Annotated in this window: 18 protein-coding genes; 15 read left to right on the forward strand and 3 right to left on the reverse strand. The window is 55.3% G+C overall.

Going from position 1 to position 21,767, the window contains the following annotated elements:
* The first annotated feature begins 183 nt into the window (after positions 1-183).
* From I9188_RS17475 to I9188_RS17495, 5 genes are all read left to right on the forward strand, one after another.
* Complete coding sequence (locus tag I9188_RS17475; RefSeq protein WP_209507593.1) at positions 184-1,203, forward strand: FHA domain-containing protein; 1,020 nt, start codon at positions 184-186, stop codon at positions 1,201-1,203.
* 3 nt (positions 1,204-1,206) lie between these two features.
* On the forward strand, positions 1,207-1,989 hold the full coding sequence (locus tag I9188_RS17480) for a PP2C family serine/threonine-protein phosphatase (protein ID WP_209507594.1): 783 nt from the start codon (positions 1,207-1,209) through the stop codon (positions 1,987-1,989).
* 21 nt (positions 1,990-2,010) lie between these two features.
* A complete protein-coding gene (locus tag I9188_RS17485; protein WP_209507595.1) occupies positions 2,011-3,273 on the forward strand; it encodes a transporter substrate-binding domain-containing protein in 1,263 nt (420 codons plus the stop codon).
* A 44-nt stretch (positions 3,274-3,317) separates the two neighbouring features.
* Complete coding sequence (locus tag I9188_RS17490) at positions 3,318-4,424, forward strand: transporter substrate-binding domain-containing protein (protein WP_209507596.1); 1,107 nt, start codon at positions 3,318-3,320, stop codon at positions 4,422-4,424.
* A gap of 251 nt (positions 4,425-4,675) precedes the next feature.
* Positions 4,676-5,650, forward strand: a complete 975-nt coding sequence (locus I9188_RS17495) for a glycosyltransferase family 2 protein (protein ID WP_245220708.1) — start codon at positions 4,676-4,678, stop codon at positions 5,648-5,650.
* A 389-nt stretch (positions 5,651-6,039) separates the two neighbouring features.
* Here the strand turns inward: I9188_RS17495 and I9188_RS17500 are convergent, their stop codons facing one another.
* The 3 genes from I9188_RS17500 to I9188_RS17510 all read right to left on the reverse strand — a co-directional run bounded on the left by I9188_RS17500 (position 6,040) and on the right by I9188_RS17510 (position 10,358).
* Complete coding sequence (locus tag I9188_RS17500) at positions 6,040-8,253, reverse strand: NADP-dependent isocitrate dehydrogenase (RefSeq protein ID WP_209507598.1); 2,214 nt, start codon at positions 8,251-8,253, stop codon at positions 6,040-6,042.
* A 243-nt stretch (positions 8,254-8,496) separates the two neighbouring features.
* Positions 8,497-9,555: a sn-glycerol-3-phosphate ABC transporter ATP-binding protein UgpC gene (gene ugpC / locus I9188_RS17505; protein ID WP_209507599.1), complete on the reverse strand. Its 1,059-nt coding sequence runs from the start codon at positions 9,553-9,555 to the stop codon at positions 8,497-8,499.
* The gene (locus I9188_RS17510) at positions 9,552-10,358 is read right to left on the reverse strand and encodes an IclR family transcriptional regulator (protein ID WP_209507600.1); all 807 of its coding nucleotides are present in this window, start codon (positions 10,356-10,358) and stop codon (positions 9,552-9,554) included. Before I9188_RS17510 ends, ugpC begins: the two co-directional genes overlap by 4 nt.
* 140 nt (positions 10,359-10,498) lie before the next feature.
* Here I9188_RS17510 and I9188_RS17515 point away from each other — a divergent pair, with 140 nt between their 5' ends.
* The 10 genes from I9188_RS17515 (at position 10,499) to I9188_RS17560 (ending at position 21,764) form a co-directional block, all read left to right on the forward strand.
* A complete protein-coding gene (locus tag I9188_RS17515; RefSeq protein WP_209507601.1) occupies positions 10,499-11,758 on the forward strand; it encodes an ABC transporter substrate-binding protein in 1,260 nt (419 codons plus the stop codon).
* A gap of 93 nt (positions 11,759-11,851) precedes the next feature.
* Positions 11,852-12,778, forward strand: coding sequence for a sugar ABC transporter permease (locus tag I9188_RS17520; protein WP_209507603.1), 927 nt, complete (start codon positions 11,852-11,854; stop codon positions 12,776-12,778).
* A 1-nt stretch (position 12,779) separates the two neighbouring features.
* The gene (locus I9188_RS17525; protein WP_209507605.1) at positions 12,780-13,628 is read left to right on the forward strand and encodes a carbohydrate ABC transporter permease; all 849 of its coding nucleotides are present in this window, start codon (positions 12,780-12,782) and stop codon (positions 13,626-13,628) included.
* Positions 13,625-14,965 carry an alpha-glucosidase/alpha-galactosidase gene (locus I9188_RS17530; protein WP_209507607.1) on the forward strand — a complete coding sequence of 447 codons (1,341 nt, stop codon included), beginning with the start codon at positions 13,625-13,627 and terminating at the stop codon, positions 14,963-14,965. The genes I9188_RS17525 and I9188_RS17530 overlap by 4 nt, the downstream gene beginning before the upstream one ends.
* Before the next feature lie 58 nt (positions 14,966-15,023).
* Positions 15,024-16,730, forward strand: a complete 1,707-nt coding sequence (locus I9188_RS17535; protein WP_209599697.1) for an IlvD/Edd family dehydratase — start codon at positions 15,024-15,026, stop codon at positions 16,728-16,730.
* Positions 16,730-17,494: an SDR family oxidoreductase gene (locus tag I9188_RS17540; RefSeq protein ID WP_209507611.1), complete on the forward strand. Its 765-nt coding sequence runs from the start codon at positions 16,730-16,732 to the stop codon at positions 17,492-17,494. Before I9188_RS17535 ends, I9188_RS17540 begins: the two co-directional genes overlap by 1 nt.
* 4 nt (positions 17,495-17,498) lie before the next feature.
* Entirely contained in the window at positions 17,499-18,392 is an 894-nt protein-coding gene (locus I9188_RS17545; RefSeq protein ID WP_209507613.1) for a 2-dehydro-3-deoxygalactonokinase, read from the forward strand.
* Positions 18,389-18,994, forward strand: coding sequence for a 2-dehydro-3-deoxy-6-phosphogalactonate aldolase (locus I9188_RS17550; protein ID WP_209507615.1), 606 nt, complete (start codon positions 18,389-18,391; stop codon positions 18,992-18,994). The genes I9188_RS17545 and I9188_RS17550 overlap by 4 nt, the downstream gene beginning before the upstream one ends.
* A complete protein-coding gene (locus tag I9188_RS17555; protein WP_209507617.1) occupies positions 18,991-19,851 on the forward strand; it encodes an SMP-30/gluconolactonase/LRE family protein in 861 nt (286 codons plus the stop codon). Before I9188_RS17550 ends, I9188_RS17555 begins: the two co-directional genes overlap by 4 nt.
* A complete protein-coding gene (locus tag I9188_RS17560; RefSeq protein WP_209507620.1) occupies positions 19,848-21,764 on the forward strand; it encodes a beta-galactosidase in 1,917 nt (638 codons plus the stop codon). Before I9188_RS17555 ends, I9188_RS17560 begins: the two co-directional genes overlap by 4 nt.
* Positions 21,765-21,767: the final 3 nt, after the last annotated feature.

Here is a 21,767-nt window from a genome sequence, read left to right on the forward strand (position 1 = left end):
GATCTGCCAGTGTGTGTTTACTGAGGGTGGCGTTCAGTTTGCCGCCCGGTGGGGTCCGGCCCACCGCAGAGAGTACCAGTTTCCATGTTTTTCGTTGAGTGTCTCTGCGTTGTTTCACGCGGAGGTAGGTAGCAGCCCAATGGCACGAAAGGTCCGTGCCAACAATTCGAAGGTGTCGACACCATGTTCAAATACAAAAGCCCTCTGAGCCGGCTTCTCGAAGGTGCCGGCAAAACCAAAGAAGACGATGTTGCAGAAAACGCTCATGCAGCGGACAGCGCGGCACCTGAAACCGAAAAGCAGGAGCCTATCGCGGACTTCAACGCGCTGCGCGCCGCACTGGCCGGTGGAAACATGACGTCTGAATCCTACGAGGAAACAGACGAGCTTATCCCTGAAGAGAAAATGCCGGAATTCGACGAAGTTGCGGCGGATAACACGGAAGAACCGGTTGAAGAATCCATCTTTGTTGAAGATGCGATTGACGAGGACGACCAAGATACCAAAAACCTGATGGCCGACCCCGATGATGACGAGGATATCTCGGACGATCAAGTCATCACTTTGCATGTAGCCGACGAGCTTGCAGAAACACCGGATGAAGTTACGCCGCCTCTGGATGCAGCTGAAATGAGCGCGCCAGAAACGGTGGAAGCTGAAGATGCAACCCCGCCCATGCAGGAACCAACAATGGTGGACGAGGTCGCCGTGCAGGCTCAGCCCACGCCGGCCGCCCCGGCCGAAGACCGTCGTTCACGGGTCAAAACAACGTTCTTGGGGTTTGAGCGTGCGGACACGCATGTTCAGGAATTGATTGAAACATCAGAACCCGTCTCAAAAACCGAAGCCGCTCGGGAAACATTCCCGGTTGGCTGGCTGGTAGTGACGGCTGGTCCCGGACGGGGCGCTAGCATCACCCTGACCGAAGGCCTGATGCAAATCGGTCGAAACGATGACCAGGCGATCCAACTGGATTTCGGCGACACGGGCATTTCACGTTCGAACCACGCCGTTATTGCTTACGACCCCGAAGATAGAAAATGCTATCTGGGACATGGCGGTAAGGCCAACCTTGTTCGGCTGAATGGTAAACCCGTTCTGAGCACAATCGCGCTCTCCAGCGGAGATCTAATCCGCATCAGTGAAACCTCAATCCGATTTATGGCCTTCTGCGATGAAGGTTTTGATTGGCGGGATTCCTGATAGATGCTGGCAACTCCGGCATATGATGTTGCGCTGATCCTGAACCAGGGTCAGCGGGAAACGCAGGAAGACGCAATTGCCGCGCGCATGTTCGATGTATCGGACGCGGGCTATATTGCGATTGCTGACGGCATGGGTGGTCACGAAGCGGGTGAAGTAGCCTCGGAAATGGTGATCTCCGCTTGGCGCAACGCGCTGGATGCCGAGCTGGAAGCTGACACCCTAAATGAAGGAGCCGCAATTGATGCGTTGCCTTTGGCAGCCATGCAAGCCAATGCAGCGATTTCTGACCATAACGAAGCGCAGGGCCAGGGTTTCAACATGGGCTCCACCTTGTTGGGTGTCCTCTTTCTGGGTCAGCGTGTGTTCAGGATTTCAATCGGAGACAGCCCCCTTTACCTGTTCCGCGAAGGCAAGTTGACACAGGTGAACGAAGACCACTCGATGGCCCCCGTGATCGACGCAAAACTGGCCGCTGGCGAGCTTTCGGAAGCTGAAGCACGGGAACTGGACAGGAACCAACTGACGTCGGTAATCATGGGGGGCGCTATTCCAAAAGTGGATTGCCCTGAAGAACCGCTGATCGTGTCTCCGGCTGATATTCTGATCCTTGGCAGTGACGGGCTGCAATATCTCAGCGACGCTGAGATTCAGGATGTTTTGCGCCTGCATCAGCAGGATCTAGCACAGGAAATCGCCGAAGCCTTGCAACTGGCTGTGCAGGCCAAGGGCGATCCCGATCAGGACAATCTGTCGATCGCCGTCGCCAAACTTACGAGAAATTAAACAGGCAAAGCAACAGGACCCATGAGAAAACACATAATCATATCAAGCCTTGCCCTCGCCGCCGCCACAAGCGCGGTGTCAGCGCAAGAGGCATGTTCAACCTACGAGATTCAGCGCGGCGACAGCCTGCGGGAATTGGCAATTCGAGTTTACGCGACTGAAGATTTCCGGCCAATCTACGATGCCAACCGGGATGTTATCGGCAAAAACCCCAATATCATTCGTATCGGTGACGTTCTAAATCTGCCATGTCTGGAAGATGTTGGGCGCGCACCCGAGCTGCCCGACACCGAAGCTGGACGTCTGGCGGCTGAAATGGCCTCAGAACTGGTAAAGGCCGCTGAAGAACGCGCGGAAAAAGCCGTGGCCGAAGCGGAAGCCCGTGTTGCGGCAGCAGAAGCTGAGGCAAAAAAGGCAAGTGAAGATGCAGTCGTGGCTGCACGGGCAGCTGCCAAAGAAGAGATCGAGGCAGCCCGCTCGGAAGCCGCCGCACTGATCAGAAATGCTAACGCTGAAACGCGCCCGGAAATTCGTGATCGTCAGTTGCTGTTGATTACCGGCGGGAACTACGCTCCGTTTACGGACGAAGCGTTGCCCAACCGGGGGCTTTACACGCATCTGGTTGAGACAGCGATGCTGCGGGCCGCACCGGAACAAGCGTACAAAATTCAGTTCGTGAACGATTGGTCGTCGCATCTGGATCTATTGATGCCAACACTTGCATTTGACGGCACTTTCCCCTGGTCACGCCCAAATTGCGAAGATGCAGCAGCGTTGTCCGAAAGTGACCGTAATCGTTGTGAAACATACGATTTCTCGAACCCTTTCTATGAAGTCGTGGATACATTCTTTGCACGCGATGGATCGGGGTACGAGCAGACGCTGACCTATGCCGACTTTGCCGGGACAACAATTTGCCGCCCGGAAGGTTGGTCGCTTTCACATATGGACGCGGTAAGTCTTTACGAACCCGTCATCAAGTTGATGCGGCCAACATCGCCCGACGAGTGCTTTCATGCTGTGATGGACGGAACTGCTGACATCGTGGCAATCGAAGCGCATCTGGCAGAGGAAGCCATCGCACGGCTTGGCTACAAACACCGGATTATCGAAAACCCCAACCTGGCGGCGATCAAGTCGCTAAACGTCATGACCCATAAAGATAATCCTGATGGGGAAGCGATCTTAGAGACGCTGAATCAGGGTCTGGCAATCATGCAGCAGTCGGGCGAATGGCGCGATATCGTGTCGACCGCACTGCGTCATCAAATGGAAAATGGATAAGGCCCCCGTCTGGCCTGACAATCTAAAGTCTGGAGGAAGTGGACATGTTTAACGAGAATATTAAGAAAGCAGTGCTGTCGGCAACCGCCATCACAGCTCTGAGCGCAGGCGCCGCCGCTGCACAGGAAGCGTGCACGAACTATACTGTGCAAGACGGTGACACATTGGCAACCATCGCGATCGCCGCCTATGGCACCTCGAACTACCAGCCGATCTTCAACGCGAACAGGAATGCAATCACCAACCCGGGGTCTCTCAACCCTGGTTTGGTGCTGGCCCTGCCCTGTGAAGACGGCAGCTTGCCGAACGGTCAGAGCGCACAGGAAATCATCGCTGCTGAAGAACAGCGTGCGGCCAGCGTAAAGCGGTCGAATGTCTATGCGCCGCCGATCAAAATGGTGGCAGGTAACGGCTGGGAACCGTTCACAACCGAAACACTCAGCGGCGGGGGCATCATGACCCGCCTAGCAACGACCAGCCTTCAGCGGGCTGGAAACAGCCGCGAGTATTCCGTCAGCTTTGTCGACGACTGGAGTTCGCATCTGGATACACTGTTGCCGCTTGGTGCGTTTGATATTTCAATTGCATGGACCGTTCCGGATTGTACTAACCGTACGTACGAATGGTCTCCAGAAACCGAAGCTCGCTGCAGTCAATTCGTAGCTTCCGTTCCGGTATACGATATCGTCGGTGGCTTCTTCACACTGCCGGAAAGCGAATACGCAAGCGCGACAAGCTTCAAGGACCTGGAAGGCTCGACCATTTGCCGTATGGCAGGCTGGAGCATGGTTGTCTTGGAAGAACAAGGACTGAACCGCGAGAACACGACTGTGGTTCAGCCCAATTCGGCCCGTGATTGTCTTGACGCCGTATTGACCGGGACTGCAGATGTTGCGGCATTCGAAGTTGATCTGTTCGCATCAACAATGAAAGACATGGGTTTGACATCGGCTGACATTGTTGAGAACCCCTATGTGTCTACATTGTCGTCGATGAGCTTCCTTGCACATCGTACTAACCCATTCGCGCGCGAGTACATCGCAATGATGAACAAAGGTCTGATCGAAATGCGTCAATCCGGTGAATGGTACGCGATTATCTCGGATACACTGCGTGAGCAAAATGAAAAGCTGAACTCAGCTTCGAACTGATCCCTCGGTTCAGCTGAAACTTTGGGGCCGGTTCCTGAACCGGCCCCTTTTTGCTGAATTATCGGTGCGTTTCAGCCGGATGCCAAATTTCAGCCATTTATCTGCTTCAGAACTGCCTCATACGCGCAGCATCTTGGGGGTGAAGTGCAATCATCCTTCAAGTGACACATCTGAGCGAGCATGAGTAACATATGATACAGGGTGCCTTGAATATCCGAAGTGGAGCTCTGACGCGGGCGTCGTGGCCGGGCTTGGAGATTGCCGTTATCTTGCCGTGTTACAATGAAGCAATTGCCATTGGTGAAACAGTCAAGCAGTTCCGCGCCGCCCTGCCAGAAGCCGTAATCTATGTATTCGACAACAATTCCACGGACGGCTCAGCCAGAGTGGCGCAAGAAGCTGGCGCGCTGGTCTATTCTGAAACATATCAGGGTAAAGGTAACGTTGTCCGCAGGATGTTTGCCGACGTGGATGCGGATGTCTACGTTATGGCAGACGGGGATGCGACCTATGACAGTATGGCAGCACCTGAATTGATAAATCTGCTGGTCTCTCGAAATCTTGATATGGTCAACGGCGCACGTATAAACGACGACATTCAAGCCTATCGGCGGGGCCATAAACTTGGAAACGCCTTGTTCAGCGGGCTGGTGAAATTCTTCTTTAAAAGCAAAATCAACGACCTGCTGTCCGGCTATCGTGTTTTCAGCAGACGTTTTGTCAAAAGTTTTCCAGCGGTTTCCAACGGTTTCGAAATTGAAACTGAACTTACGGTACACGCGATGCAGATGCGCATGCCAATTGGAGAAATTGAGACCAAATACGTCGCACGGCTTCCGGATTCGAATTCCAAGCTAGCCACCTATTCCGATGGGTGGCGAATTCTCAAGATGATTGGCCTTCTGATCAAGGACGAAAAACCAATCGCTTTCTTCCTTTCTTTGGCCTTGTTTATTTTCTTACCGTCGCTTTTCGTATTCGTATCGGTTTTCCGAGAGTTTCTGGAAACAGGGTTGGTTGACCGAGTTCCGTCTTTGGTTGTCGCAGTATCCGGTTTTGTTGGAACCATGCTGTCGATCGTGTGCGCGCTTATCCTTGAATCCTTGGCGCTCGCCCGGCGTGAGGCGCGTCGCCTTTCTTATCTACGGCATAAAGGTGTTGCGGTTAGCGGAGCGAACAGAATACAAGCGCCGATTGCCAGCCCAGAACCCCGGCGTGTTGGTTAAAACCCTGTCTCCAGTATTTTGTGAGCACTCGATATAGTGTTCGTTTTCAACCATGGTTGAACTGCTGGGCTGTCCAGAAAATCCTGAGAACCAAAATGAAATGACCAGCACCCCAAATGCTGGTCATTCTCTGAGTGAGTGATAAGGCCCTGAGGCATCACCAGTGAAATTCTCTGTTATCCAAGGTTTAAAGCAGTCAGCGCTGTCGTGCTATTAGGGGAATCCCGTAAGTACAAACAAATTTTTTATAAAGCATTGTAAATGCAAAAAACTTTTGCCGACCCTACTTTCCGTCACAGTGTCTGCGATACAAAAAGGGACCGCACAACTGTGCCGGTCCCTTTCCATGTTTTGAACAGGCGAGGGATCACCTGTTTTGCCGTTAGCGATTAGCCGATGATTGCGTTCAACGTTGTGCTGGGCCGCATAACCGCTGCCGTTTTGGCTGGGTCGGTGTGATAGTAACCTCCCAAATCCGCAGCTTTACCTTGCGCTGCGGCCAACTCGGACAGGATTTGCGCTTCATTGGCGGCCAGATCCTTGGCCAATGATTCAAACTCGGCAGCCAGTTCCGCATCTTCGGACTGGGCGGCCAAAGCCTCAGCCCAGTAGCGAGCAAACCAATAGTGGCTGTCGCGGTTATCCGGCTGACCAACTTTGCGGCTGGGTGAGCGGTTGTTGTCCAGAATACCCTGCGTCGCTGCTTCGGCCGCCGCACCCAGAATGCCCGCTTTCTCGTTGCCTTTGCTGTAAGCAAGGTAGTTCAGCGATTCACCCAACGCACAGAACTCACCCATCGAGTCCCAGCGCAGGTGATTTTCTTCGACCAACTGCTGCACATGTTTGGGCGCCGAGCCACCGGCACCGGTTTCGAACAAACCACCGCCGTTCATCAGTTTGACAATGGAGAGCATCTTGGCCGAAGTACCCAATTCCAGGATAGGGAACAGGTCAGTCAAATAATCCCGCAGCACGTTGCCGGTGATAGCAATCGAGTCATTACCTGCTGTGATCGTCTCCAACGACTGCCGGGTCGCTTCACGCGGGGCCATGATCTGGAACTTGTCGGCCACGCCAGCGGCCTCAAGCGCCGGTTTGACATATTTGATAAGTTCCGCGTCATGGGCCCGGTTTGCGTCCAGCCAGAAAATCGCTTCGGACCCGGTCAGACGCTGACGGTCCATAGCCAACTGAATCCAGTTCTCGATAGGCGCCTTTTTGACGGTGCAGGCGCGCCAGATATCGCCGGCCTCGACACTGTGGCTGTGCAACGTTTCACCATTGGCCAGAACGATGCGGATTGCACCATCGGCCGGTGCCTCGAAAGTTGTCGGGTGCGAACCGTATTCCTCGGCTTTCTGAGCCATCAGGCCCACGTTCGCCACGGCTCCGGCAGTGGACGGGTTCAACGCGCCATTGGCTTTGAAGAACTTGATCGCCTCATCATAGACGGTCGCGTAGCAGCGATCTGGGATCACACAGTTGGTGTCACCTTTGGCACCCGTCTCGTCCCAGCCCTTGCCCCCGGCGCGGATCACAGCAGGCATTGAGGCATCAATGATCACATCCGATGGGACATGCAGGTTCGTGATCCCGCGGTCCGAATCCACCATATACATGGACGGCCGGTCCGCCTTGAGCGCGTCGATGGCAGCCATGATGTCGGCGTGACCCTGTACACGCTCCAGCAATGCACCCAGGCCTGAATTTGGGTTCACACCCAACGCATCCAGTTCCGCGCCGAATTTTTCAAACACGGGGGCCAGCCACGCTTTGACGGCATAGCCAAAGATGATCGGGTCTGAAACCTTCATCATCGTGGCTTTCATATGCAGCGAGAACATGGTCCCGTCTTTTTTGGTATCCTCAATGGCATCTGCAAGGAACGCAGACAGTGCTTTGACCGACATGAAAGTCGCGTCGGCTATGGTTCCTTCTTCCAGCGACCAGCCGTCTTTCAGTACGGTGACGTCACCATCCTTGCCCACAAATTCAATTTTAGCATCGCCCGCTTGTGCTGCGGTGATGGTGGCCGAAATCTCGTTTGCATAGAAATCATTGGCCGGCATGGACGACACTTTGGTCTTGCTGTCCGACGCCCATTCGCCCATCGAATGCGGGTTGTTCTGAGCATAGTTTTTCACGGCACGCGCCGCACGGCGGTCACTGTTCCCTTCGCGCAGAACCGGGTTAACAGCGGAACCTTTGATCGCGTCATAACGGGCGCGGATCGCCTTTTCCTCATCCGTTGCAGGCTCTGCCGGGTAAGTCGGAATGTCGTAACCCTGCGATTGCAGTTCTTCGATGGCCGCAACCAACTGTGGAACCGAGGCAGAGATATTCGGCAACTTGATGACATTGGCATCAGGTGTCTTCACCAGCTCGCCCAAATCAGCCAGATCGTCGCTTACCCGCTGTTCGTCGGTAAGGTTTTCGGGGAATACTGCCAGAATGCGTCCCGCAAGGGAAATATCTTTGGTGCCAACGCGGACGCCCGCAGCAGATGCGAACTTGCGAATGATGGGCAGGAACGAGGCGCTGGCCAGTTCTGGCGCTTCGTCTACAATGGTATACAATATGTCGAAGTTCGATTTATCTGCCATATTCTTTTACCTTTTTTAAGCCTTTCGGGGCGTGCGATCCAAGAGTTGCAACCACAATTGCGTGGCGTGAGAGGGGCGAAACCACGGTACAGCCCCTGGGTGACTCTGTTTTGACAGGGCTTCCCTTAAATCACGTTCGACTTGGAATCAATCACATCTGCCCGCGCGTTTTGCCACGGGGCAACTAATGTGTCTTGTAACTCTTGGCACTGGGAAGACTGCCCTTGGGTCGGAAAGTCGTAATTAACGAAACCGTTGCCCGGTCTCTGGATCAAAAATCATCACACGCTCTGGCTGTATGGTTATGCCGATCCGATCCCCGGTTCTGCTTCGCTGATCATCCCGTTCCTCAACGATCAGCTTATCACCATTTGGCGTCCGTAAATAGGAATAGGACACGCCGCCCAAGGCTTCGGTCAGGTCCACGGTGCAGGCATCAGCCGAACGGTCAATCTGAATATGTTCGGGCCGCATGCCCAATATCACCTTGGTCCGACCAGCGGGTATAGCCACAGTAACGGGCAACGGCTTGCTAAGTGCGGGATGGGAGACTAGGCCATCCCCATAGTCACATTCCAGAAAGTTCATTGCAGGCGAACCGATGAAGCCTGCGACAAACCGGTTGTCCGGATCGCGGTACAAATCCATCGGAGCGCCAACCTGTTCAACACGACCATCCCGCAGCACGACGATCTTGTCGGCCATGGTCATGGCTTCGACCTGATCATGGGTCACGTAAATCATGGTTGCGCCGATTTCCTGATGAAGGCGCGCGATCTCGACACGCATTTCCACGCGCAACTCGGCGTCCAGATTGGACAAGGGTTCGTCAAACAGGAAAACGTCTGGGCCACGAACGATGGCACGGCCAATCGCAACCCGCTGCCGCTGACCACCCGACAGGGCCTTGGGTTTGCGTTTGAGGTACTGGTCAAGTTTCAGAATGTTCGAGGCTTCCTGCACTTTTCTGGTGATCTCTGCCTTTGCGACGCCGTTCATGCGCAGCCCAAAGCCCATGTTTTCTGCCACGGTCATATGTGGATAAAGCGCATAGGTCTGGAACACCATCGCCACGCCGCGCTTAGCCGGGTCCATGTGGGTTACGTCCCGCGCCCCTATGTGGATCTCGCCTTCCGACGTTTCTTCAAGACCCGCGATCATCCGTAACAATGTGGATTTGCCACATCCTGAAGGGCCAACGAAAACACAGAATTCACCATCATCGATCTGCAAGTCGATGCCGTGAATGACCTGCGTCTGGCCGTACCGCTTGATTGCCTGGTTCAGAGTTACACCTGTCATGTCGCTTGCTTCCTGTCATTGACGAGGTCTGGTCGCGTTTCAGGGAAACGCCAAGCCTGTGCCTCGGTGCTGATTTGTTCAGCCACCCGCCGCACACGAGGCACCCATGCCTCGAGTTGTTCAAAATCCATTCGTTGGGTCGAGCCAGTTACTGAGATTGCGCCCAGCACCCGACCGTTTGATGTCAGAATGGGGCAGGCGACGCAGATAATTCCGGGTTCATGTTCTTCGTCATCAACGGCAAAACCCTTGCTGCGAATTCGATCGAGATCCGTGCGCAGGTCATTGTCCGACGTCAGGGTCTTGTCGGTAAAGCGGTGAAAACTCTGCTGCGAAATTGCCCGGTTAAGGTCTCCCTCATCCAGAAAGGCAAGCATCGCCTTGCCGACGCCCGTGCAGTAGGCCGGGCCCACCTTACCCGCCTGAGAATACATCTCAATCGGTTGCGCTGCGTTGCGTTTATCAACGTATAGAACCTGACCTGCATCGAGCTGCGCCAAATGCACGGTCTCGCCGGTTTCCTGGCTTAGAATATCGAGAAACGGACGTGCGATAGGGGCCAGTGAGCTTTGGGTCCAGGCTGCATGCGCAAGCCGTACCAAACGCATACCCGGCGCGTAGGTTTGGCGCTCGGGATCGTAACATAGCATTCCCTGATTGGTTAATGATTGCAAAAACCGATATAATGTTGCTTTCGGGAAATCGCTGTCGTCCAGCAATTCCGAAAATCGCACAGGGCGCTGAAATGCGGCGACCTGATCCAGCACATCACATGCTTTGCCAATAGTTCCGTCACCTGACACGGGCGTCCGTTCTCCTCCGCTTGCCCATCGCAGATCGCACGAGGGTCTTGACAAGCCTAACCGAGTCGATGTGTAGTTTTCAATATATAAAACAAGGTTTCATTATTTGAAACTTACGTGGAGACAACAGGGAGGAAACCATGTATTCCACTTTCAAGCGCACAACCGCTGCGCTGGCACTTGGCATTGCTATGGCGGCACCGGCGGCTGCTGACCTGACCGGAGAGCTTCGGATATTCCTGGACACGTCAAACCCGGCCCCGCGCGCAACGATGGAAGCGATGATCGAGCGGTTTGCAGCGCAGCACCCCGGCCTGGAAATCGAAACCACGGTTATCGACCGCGAGGCGTATAAGACTCAGATCCGCAACTTTCTGACGGCTGACACACCTGACGTGGCCACTTGGTATGCCGCCAACCGTATGAAGCCGTATGTCGAGGCTGGCCTGTTTGAAGACGTATCAGATCTGTGGGCCGAGCCCGAAATTGCCGAGAACCTGGCTTCGACCAAAGGCGCCATGACCATCGACGGCAAACAATGGGGCGTGCCCTATACCTACTACCAGTGGGGCGTTTACTACCGCAAAGATATCTTTGATGAGCTGGGCCTCAGCGAACCGACCACTTGGGAAGAAGAACTGGCCAACTGTCAGAAGATCGTCGATTCTGGCCGCGCCTGCTATACTATCGGCACCAAGTTCCTGTGGACCGCTGGTGGCTGGTTCGACTACCTGAACATGCGCACCAACGGGTTTGATTTCCACAACCAATTGGCCAATGGTGAAATCAGCTGGGAAGATGACCGGGTCAAGCAGACCTTTGCCAACTGGAAGCAGTTGATCGACATGGGGGCCTTCATTGATAACCATCAGACCTATAGCTGGCAGGAGGCTTTGCCATTCATGGTCAACGGAGAGGCCGCTGCTTATCTGATGGGCAACTTCGCAGTCGCGCCTTTGCGTGAAGCAGGGCTGACAGACGATCAGCTGGATTTCTACCAATTCGTGTCGATCAATCCTGATGTCGAACTGGCTGAAGACGCGCCGACCGATACATTCCATATCCCGGCGAATGCCTCGAACAAAGAAGCCGCGCGTGAATTCCTGCGCTTCGTTGTCTCGGCGGACGAACAGACCGAGATCAACAATGGGTCAAATCTCGGTCAGCTGCCGGTGAACGCGCAATCCTCAGTAGACGATGACAAGTTCCTGCAGCAGGGTTTTTCGATGCTCTCGTCCAACAGCCCCGGCGGTGTGGCTCAGTTCTGGGACCGCGACGCGCCGGCTGAAATGGCCAAAGTGTCAATGGAAGGTTTCCAGGAATTCATGGTCAAACCAGACAATGCTGACCGTATTCTGGCCAAGCTGGAACGCGCGCGAGAGCGTATCTACGACAACTAATCAGGCTTGGGCCGGGCTGAAGCCCGGCCTACTTGACCCGCTTTGTAGGGCGGGCTTCAGCCCGCCTTCACCTCAAGAAACCCCGGGACACCCATGACCACTGCCGCCGACGCCCCAGAACAGGAAAGCTGGTTTCAAAGAAACCAACAGCGGATCGCCCCGTGGCTATTTTTGGCTCCGGGCCTGCTGTTCTTCATGGTCTATGTGATCATTCCGGTCTTCCAGTCCTTCAACCTGTCACTTTATGAATGGGATGGGTTGGGGGCCGCTGAATATGTGGGCATGCGCAACTATGAAGATTTGTATTGGGAGTGGGTTGACCGGGACGCATTCTATATTTCGCTCAAAAACAATCTGATCTGGCTGATCCTGTACCTTCTGGCCATTCCCGCGGGCCTGTTCATTGCCTTGTTTCTGAACCAGACGGTCTGGGGTATTCGCCTTTACAAGTCGCTGTTCTTCTTTCCATTTGTCATCTCTCAGGTTGTTGTTGGCCTCGTATTCACGTGGTTTTATGACCCTACTTTTGGCCTTCTGAATGAGCTTCTCGGCCTATTTGGAATGGGCCCCTTGAATGTGCTGGGTGATGAGCGTCTGGTCACCTATGGCATCATCGTCGCGGGTCTTTGGCCGCAAACCGCTTATTGCATGATCCTCTACCTCACCGGTCTGAATGCCGTCGATCCAGAACAGATCGAAGCCGGACGCCTGGACGGTGCCAAAGGCTTGAGAATGCTGTGGCACATCATTCTGCCGCAGTTGCGCCCGGCCACTTTCATAGCCTTTGTCGTGACAATCATCGGGGCGCTGCGCAGTTTCGACCTGATCTCGATCATGACACAGGGCGGGCCGTTCGGTTCATCCCGAGTGCTGGCCTATTACATGTTCGAAGTCGCCCTGTCCGAATACGGGTTCCGCATGGGGTATGGCGCGGCAATCGCTGTGGTTCTGTTCCTGATCATGCTCTGCTTCATCGCCTATTTCCTCTGGTCGATGTATCGCGAAGAAAGGGGGCACTGAGATGTTTCCCAAGCCTATCGAAAAACAGCCGCGTGCCGCGCAGATCACCTATCAGGCGATGCTGCCAATTGCCCTGTTGCTGTGGCTGGGGCCCCTGCTGGCGGTGGCTCTGTTTTCGGTCAAACCTGCGGCGGATTTCACCAACGCCAACTATTGGGGCCTGCCATCCAGTTTTGAGGGCGCTGTCAATTACGGGCTGGTTTTCTTCAATTCTGACATGCCACGGTATTTGCTGAACTCTTTCATGATCACTATCCCCACTGTGATCGGTGCCGTTGCCCTCAGTTCCATGACCGGCTTTGCACTAGGCATCTACAAATTCAAATCGAACCTATGGATCTTCTTCATGTTCGTAGCCGGCAATTTCGTGCCATTCCAGATCCTGATGGTGCCTGTGCGCGACCTGACCCTGGATTTGGGCCTCTACAACACAAAAACCGGCCTCGTCTTGTTTCACATCGCCTTCCAGACTGGCTTTTGCACATTGTTCATGCGCAACTTTATCCGGGCCCTGCCCTTTGAATTAATCGAGGCCGCGCGGGTCGAGGGTATCAGCGAATGGCGCATCTTCTGGTACGTGGTTCTGCCGTTGATGAAACCTGCAATAGCCGCGCTCAGCGTGCTGATCTTCACTTTCATCTGGAACGATTATTTCTGGGCGGTCGTCCTGACACAGGGCGCGGAAAGCCAGCCTGTCACAGCAGGCATCACCAGTTTCAACGCCCAGTTCCGTGCCGCCTACCAACTGATGAGCGCGGGCTCGATAGTAGCAGCGCTGCCACCGGTTGCCATGTTCTTCCTGATGCAAAAGCACTTTATCGCGGGCCTGACCCTCGGAGCTGTAAAATGACAAAGATAACATTCATCGGAGCAGGTTCCACGATCTTTATGCAGAACATCGTGGGGGATGCTCTGTTAACGCCTGCTCTGGCAGACAGTCATTTTGCGCTGATGGACATCGACCCCGTACGCCTGATGGAAAGCGAAGCTGTAGCCCGCGCCTTGATCCGTTCCATCCGGTCAAACGCGACAGTATCCACACATACAGATCGACGCGCGGCACTTGATGGTGCCGATTTCGTTATCACTGCCTTTCAGATTGGCGGGTACCAGCCTTGCACCGTCACAGATTTTGAAATCCCCAAGCAATACGGGCTGCGCCAGACCATCGCCGATACGCTGGGCGTAGGTGGCATCATGCGGGGACTGCGCACTGTGCCGGTCTTGTGGGACGTGGCGCATGACATGATGCAGCTATGCCCTGATGCGACACTGCTGCAATACGTCAATCCGATGGCCATCAACACCTGGGCACTGGCCGAGAAATACCCATTATTGAAGCAGGTCGGCCTGTGCCACTCGGTTCAGAACACGGTGGCGGAACTAGCACATGATTTGGACCTGCCAAAAGACGACATTCGCTACAAGGTGGCGGGCGTCAATCACGTCGCCTTCTTCCTGCGGCTTGAGCATCAGGGACAAGATTTATACCCCGCCCTTCGGCAAGGTTATGTCAGCGGCAGGATCCCCAAGGCGCCGCTGCTGATGCCGCGCTGCCCCAACAAGGTGCGCTACGAAGTGATGGACCACCTTGGCTATTTCTGCACCGAAAGTTCTGAGCATTTGGCAGAATACGTGCCATGGTTCATCAAAGACGGGCGGGCGGACCTGATCGAGAAATTCTCAATCCCACTGGATGAATACCCGACCCGCTGTGTGGAACAGATGAGCAACTGGAAACAGCAGGCCAAAACCCTGACTGACGGGCGCGACATAGCGGTCACTCGCAGCCACGAGTTTGCGGCGGACATAATGAACGCGATCACCTCTGACTCCCCTTACGTGGCCTATGGCAATCTGCCAAACACCGGCCAGATACCTCAGCTGCCGATTGGGGCTGCTGTCGAAACACCTTGTCTGGTTGATGCAAATGGTGTTCAGCCTTCTGTCATCGCAGACATCCCACCGCAGTTGATCGCCCTGATGCGTAGCCAGATCAACGTTCAGGAACTCACAGTCAGGGCATTGGTCGACCAGAACCCCGAGCATATCTATCATGCAGCGATGATGGACCCGCACACCGCCGCCGAGCTGGATCTGCGCCAAATTCGAAATCTGGTGAACGACCTACTGTCTGCCCATGTCGACTGGTTGCCGGATTGGTGTCGCCCGCCTCGCGCCGCTTGAATTTCATCTTTTTAGAAATACTCAAATCCTCCCAGATCTCGAAAAGCATCACAGAACAATGTCAAAACGCCGCTCACAGCACTGGTACGGGAAACTCGACAAGGATGGGTTCATCCATCGATCCTGGATGAAAAATCAGGGTTTTCCTGATCACGCCTTCGATGGGCGGCCAATTATCGGAATTTGCAACACGTGGTCGGAGCTGACCCCTTGCAATTCCGGCCTGCGCGATCTGGCCGAAGGGGTAAAGCGTGGTGTCTGGGAGGCCGGGGGCTTTCCCGTCGAATTCCCGGTCATGTCGTTGGGCGAGACCCAGATGAAACCCACAGCCATGCTGTTTCGCAATCTTCTGGCCATGGATGTCGAAGAGTCGATCCGCGCATATGGCATTGATGGTGTGGTTCTGCTGGGCGGGTGCGACAAGACCACGCCGGGCCAACTGATGGGCGCGGCATCGGTCGATCTGCCGTCGATCGTTGTCAGCTCCGGCCCTATGCTGAATGGAAAATATCGCGGTCAGGATATTGGCTCAGGAACCGATGTTTGGAAGTTTTCCGAAGCTGTGCGCGCCGGAGAGATGACCCTTCAGCAGTTCATGAGCGCCGAATCCGGGATGTCTCGCAGTGCCGGGGTTTGCATGACCATGGGGACAGCCAGCACCATGGCGTCTCTGGTCGAAGCGATGGGCATGAGCCTGCCCACTAATGCCGCCCTGCCCGCCGTTGACGCCCGCCGCATGGCCCTCGCCCATATGACCGGCAAGCGGATTGTCGAAATGGTCGACGAAGACCTGAAACCATCGGACATTTTGACTAAGGAAGCCTTTGAGAATGCAATCCTCGCCAATGCGGCCGTAGGGGGATCGACCAATGCCGTTGTGCATCTACTAGCGCTCGCAGGGCGCGTGGGCGTTGACCTGACGCTCAAGGACTTTGAAATTGGTTCAGAGATTCCCTTACTGGTGAACTGCATGCCCTCAGGCAAATACCTGATGGAAGATTTCTGTTACGCAGGCGGTGTGCCTGCCGTGCTGAGCGAACTCAAACCTTTCCTCCGCCCGGCCAGAACGGTTCTGAACAAGGACATCTCTGCACATTACGAAGGTGCCGAAAGTTTCAACCGCGACGTCATTCGCCCTTTCAACGATCCGGTGAAGCCCGCTGCTGGCCTTCGTGTTTTACGCGGCAATCTTGCGCCCAACGGGGCCATCGTCAAACCTTCTGCCGCAACCGATGCCCTTCTTGAAACCGAGGGTGAGGCGTTCGTTTTCGAAAATATCGAAGACCTGAAAGCCAATATCGACCGGGATGATCTGCCCGTCACATCCAAGAGCATTCTGGTGCTCAAGGGATGTGGGCCCAAGGGTTATCCCGGGATGCCCGAGGTGGGAAACATGCCGATTCCGGCGAGATTGGTGAAGGAAGGCGTTCGCGACATGATCCGTATCTCGGATGCCCGCATGTCCGGTACAGCCTATGGCACCGTCATCCTGCATGTCAGCCCCGAGGCACAAGCAGGTGGCACGCTGGCGCTGGTGAAAACCGGTGACCGCATCCGCGTCTCGGCCAGCGCTGGCAAGCTTGAATTGTTGGTGGACGAAAAAGAACTGGACGCACGCCGAGCCCAATGGAAACCCGACAAGCCGCATTATTCCCGCGGGTATGCAAAATTATATATCGATCACGTGTTGCAGGCCGATCAAGGGGCCGATCTGGATTTCCTCGTCGGCAAAGACACCCGCCTTGTGACCAGAGAGAGCCACTGATGACCCAGCCAGCGACATTTCATGACTTAAACGGGTCATCCGTCTATATCACCGGCGGAGGCTCGGGCGTGGGCGCGGCATTGACGGATGGGTTCCTGGCTCAGGGGGCCAATGTGGCTTTTATCGGCAGATCGGATGCCAGCGGTTTTGTCGAAGAGATGCGCGACAAACATGGCCGCGCACCTCTGTTCATGCAGGGTGACATGACCGACACCCAGCTTCTTCACACGACAATGGCCAAAGCCGCCGAAGCCCACGGCCCCCTAGACGTTTTGGTTAACAACGCGGCCAATGACCAACGCCATACACTTGAGGAAACCACGACCGAGTTCTGGGACTGGATGATCGACGTAAACCTGAAAGCCTATTATTTCGCCTGTCAGGAAGCGGCCCGGCAAATGAAAGAAGGCGGCGTTATCATTAATTTCAGCTCGATCAGCTACATGATGGGCAATGCAGGCTATCCGATCTATACGACGTCAAATGCGGGCATTACAGGGATGACTCGGTCTTTGGCCCGCGAACTGGGGCCAAAGAACATTCGTGTGAATGCGCTGGCTCCCGGTTGGGTTTTGACGCAAAAACAGTTGGATATGTGGGCGACGCCCGAAGATTTGGCCGCGCATTTGGATCGACAATGCCTGAAAGAACACTTGACACCCGAAGACATGGTTGCACCGACATTGTTCCTGGCATCCAACGCCAGCCGGGCGATGACCGGTCAGTGTATGGCGGTTGATGGCGGCGTCGTGGTTTCAGGGTGACGCAATGAATACTGACTGGATCGCCGTTGATTGGGGCACATCTCACCTGCGGGTCTGGGCCATGCAGGGGGCAAAGGTGCTGGGCTGCGCGCAGTCCGACAAGGGTATGGCACGCATCGGAGCCGACGGGTTCCAGACCGCCCTGTTGGACCTTGTTGAAAACTGGCTGAAGGATGACCCCATCGACGTGATCGCCTGCGGCATGGTCGGCGCACGCCAAGGCTGGGTCGAAGCACCTTATTCCACCGTTCCGTCGCAGCCCTTGCCGCATGCCCCGGTCCGTGTTCCCGGCACAGACCCGCGCATCCGGGCCTTCGTCATACCCGGATTAAAGCAACTGAGCCCGCCAGATGTGATGCGGGGAGAAGAAACACAGATCGCGGGTTTTTTGGGAACTCGCCAGAACTGGGATGGTGTCCTCTGCCTTCCGGGAACTCACACGAAGTGGGTTCAGGTCAGCGCAGGTGAAATCGTGAGTTTTCGGACGCTCATGACCGGAGAGCTTTTTGATTTGTTAAGTGCGCAATCTGTGCTGCGGCATTCAATAGGTGAAGGATGGGATGAAGATGCCTTTGCCGATGCTGTGGCGGACACATTGTCCAAACCCGAACAATTGGCTGCGCGCCTGTTCGGCTTGCGGGCTGCGGACCTGCTGTATAATCAGGACAAAGACATCGCGCGTGCGCGGCTGTCGGGACTGCTTATTGGTGCTGAATTGGCCGCAACCCGTCCCTATTGGCTGGGTCAACAACTGGCTATCATTGGCGCTGATGCCGTATCGCGGGTCTATTCGGCAGCGCTGAAACAACAGGGTGCTTTTGTTGAGACTGCAAACGCCACCGAAGCAACACTGGCCGGGCTGGCGCTGGCGCGAAACATGACAAGGCAAACCGCATGAGCCGCCCCATCATCGCCATTCTGCGTGGCTTGCGGCCACAAGAAGCTGAAGCCGTTGGTAGAGTTATCATCGATGCAGGGATCGACAGGATCGAAGTTCCACTCAATTCGCCTGATCCGCTCGACAGCGTTTCCATCCTGGCCCGTGCCTTCGAAGGTCACGCCCTGATAGGCGCAGGTACTGTATTGACGGTTGATCAGGTGGACGCCGTCCGGAATGGCGGAGGCAGGCTGATCGTGTCACCCAACTATGATGCTGATGTGATTAAACGGTCTGTGGCGTTGGGGATGCAAAGCTGGCCGGGTGTTTACACGCCGACCGAAGCTTTTGCCGCTCTCAAAGCCGGGGCCACAGGACTAAAGCTGTTTCCTGGCGTCATGGCAGGCCCTGCAGGATTGGCCGCACTTCGACCCGTCTTGCCCAAGAAAACACGCGTCTTTGCCGTCGGTGGTGCCGGACCTGAAAACTTCGACCAATGGATCAAAGCCGGTGCGGATGGATTCGGGATTGGATCAGCGCTGTACAAACCTGGCATGGACACAGTCGAAATCGCAAAACGCGCGAGGCAGATCGTTACAGCCTTTGACAAGGCGGCAGGATGAGCACGGTCTTTGACGACCGCCCCTGCGCGTTGGGCGAAGGTCCGCTTTGGCACCCCGCTCTGCAACAGCTATTCTGGTTCGACATTCTCAACAAACGCCTGATGGCGCGCGAAGGCGTAAATCAGATAAGCTGGGAATTCGATGAACATGTCTCTGCGGCAGGCTGGGTGGATCGCGATACACTGCTTTTGGCGTCGGAAACGGGTCTTTGGCAGTTTAACTTGAAGTCCGGGCATCGAGCGCTGGTCACGCCGCTAGAGGCAGACAACCCAATCACCCGCTCGAATGACGGTCGCGCTGATCCTTGGGGCGGTTTCTGGATCGGTACGATGGGCAAACAGGCTGAAGCCGGGGCCGGATCAATTTATCGGTTCTGGAAAGGTACACTCAGATGTCTCGTGTCCGATGTGACGATTTCCAATGCAATCTGTTTTCCCCCGGATCGATCCGTGGCCTATTTCTGTGACACGAAAACGAGGCAGGTCAGGCGCTGGAGCTTGAATGCAGAAAGCGGATGGCCCGAAGGAGAAAGCACGGTATTTCTGGACTTACGCAAAGAATGCCTGAACCCGGACGGTGCGGTGGTTGATGCCGACGGGAACATCTGGATCGCCCAATGGGGGATCGGACGTGTCGCGGCCTACACGCCCGAAGGTCAATTCCTAAAGGCCATTTCCTTCGACGCGTTACATACGTCCTGCCCGGCCTTTGGCGGCGACAGCTTAGGCACGCTGTTCTGCACCTCAGCGCGCCAAGGGTTGAGCAACGCGGATATTGAATCCCAACCCACCAACGGCATGACCTTTGCAATGCCAAACGCGGGGCGAGGGCAGGCAGAACATAGGATCATATTATGAAGCCGGAATTTGGTGTGTGTTACTACCCTGAACACTGGCCCGAGGCGATGTGGGCGGAAGATGCCGCGCGCATGGTAGACACCGGCATCTTGTGGGTACGCATTGGAGAGTTCGCGTGGAACCGGCTGGAACCTCACCCCGGAACCCTGCAATTCGAATGGCTGGATCGCGCGGTTGAAACACTTGGCGCGGCAGGATTGAAAGTCGTGCTTGGTACACCAACAGCAACACCACCGCGTTGGATGCTGGACAAACATCCGGGCATGCTGGCTGTGGATGCAAATGGAAACACGCGCAAATTCGGGTCACGGCGACATTACTGCTTTAGCCACCAGGGCTATGTCGACGAATGTGTCCGCATCGCACGGGTCTTAGGAGAGCGCTATGGTCATAACCCGAACGTGGCGGCATGGCAGATCGATAATGAGTATGGGTGTCACGACACAACCGTCAGCTACAGCACCCCGGCACTGAACGCATTCAGGCGCTGGCTGGCTGTTCAATACAGTTCCATAGAACTACTGAACAAGGCCTGGGGAAACGTGTTCTGGTCAATGGAGTATCGCAACTTCGATGAGATTGACCTACCCAATCAAACTGTGACCGAACCGAACCCTGCTCATGTACTGGCATTCCGTCGGTTCAGTTCAGATCAGGTTGTGGCATTCAACAAAGCTCAGGTCGATGTATTGCGAACTTTGACCGATGCGCCGCTGTTGCATAACTATATGGGCCGTATTCTGGATTTCGACCATTTCGAGGTTGGCGCGGATCTGGATATTGCGACTTGGGACAGCTATCCGATCGGATTTCTATCGGACCGATTGGAAGATGACGAAGCCCACAAGACCGCCTTTCTTCAGCAAGGCGATCCGGACATGCAGGCGTTTCACCATGATCTTTACCGGGCAGTGGGCCGTGGCCGATGGTGGGTGATGGAACAACAACCCGGTCCGGTGAATTGGGCGCCCTATAACCCGGCACCCTTGCCCGGAATGGTACGGTTGTGGTCGCTTGAAGCTGTCGCCCACGGAGCTGAGGTTGTGAGCTATTTTCGGTGGCGGCAAGCCCCCTTTGCACAGGAACAGATGCACGCGGGTTTGCTGACACCGGACAATCGCCCTGCCCCTGCCTTGCACGAGGCCCGTCAGACAGCGGGAGAGCTATCCACATTGGGCGAGGTGTATCAGGTCCAATCCAAGGTTGCGATACTGTTTGATTACCCCTCGGACTGGGCCTGGACATCGCTACCGCAAGGAGCAGGCTTTGACTATTTCCGGTTGGTCTTCTCAGCTTATCGTGCATTGCGCCGCGCGGGGTTGTCGATTGACTTCGTTTCGTCCGATGACCTGTCCGCGCATTATGCGCTGATCCTTGCCCCCGGACTGGCAACGATTGGCCCGGATTTGGAGCGTAGGTTAACGGACAACTCGGATCTGGCCATCCTCGGTCCGCGCAGCGGCGCAATTACTCGTGATTTCCAGATCCCCGTCGTCGGTCGACCTGGCCTGAACGGGTTGGATTGCAACGTGGACTTGGTCGAAACACTGCCCCCCGCAAACAACCGGCCTGTCCGGGGCGGCGGCGCGGCACAACATTGGATTGATCGCCTTTCAGGATCAGCCGAAGAAATTCTGAGTTTTGACGACGGAGCGCCTGCGCTTATGGCAGAGGACGGGCTCTGGTATCTTGCAGGCTTCCCAAACGAAATATTATGGGATCGCGTCATCGGTCTGGCTGCGGGAAAAACGGGATTGAGCCCGAAGCCAATGCCGCCAGGACTGCGACTGCGTGAGACAGCCGATCACGTGTTCTTGATCAACTATAACGCTGAACCGGTGGTCTGGAACGGGTCGACCATTGGCGGTTGTGATGTGAAAATCCTGAAGCGCAATCTGCCCGGACAGATTTGAATC

Origin of the sequence: Ruegeria sp. HKCCSA071 (assembly GCF_017872555.1) — a bacterium.
Lineage (GTDB): Bacteria > Pseudomonadota > Alphaproteobacteria > Rhodobacterales > Rhodobacteraceae > Ruegeria.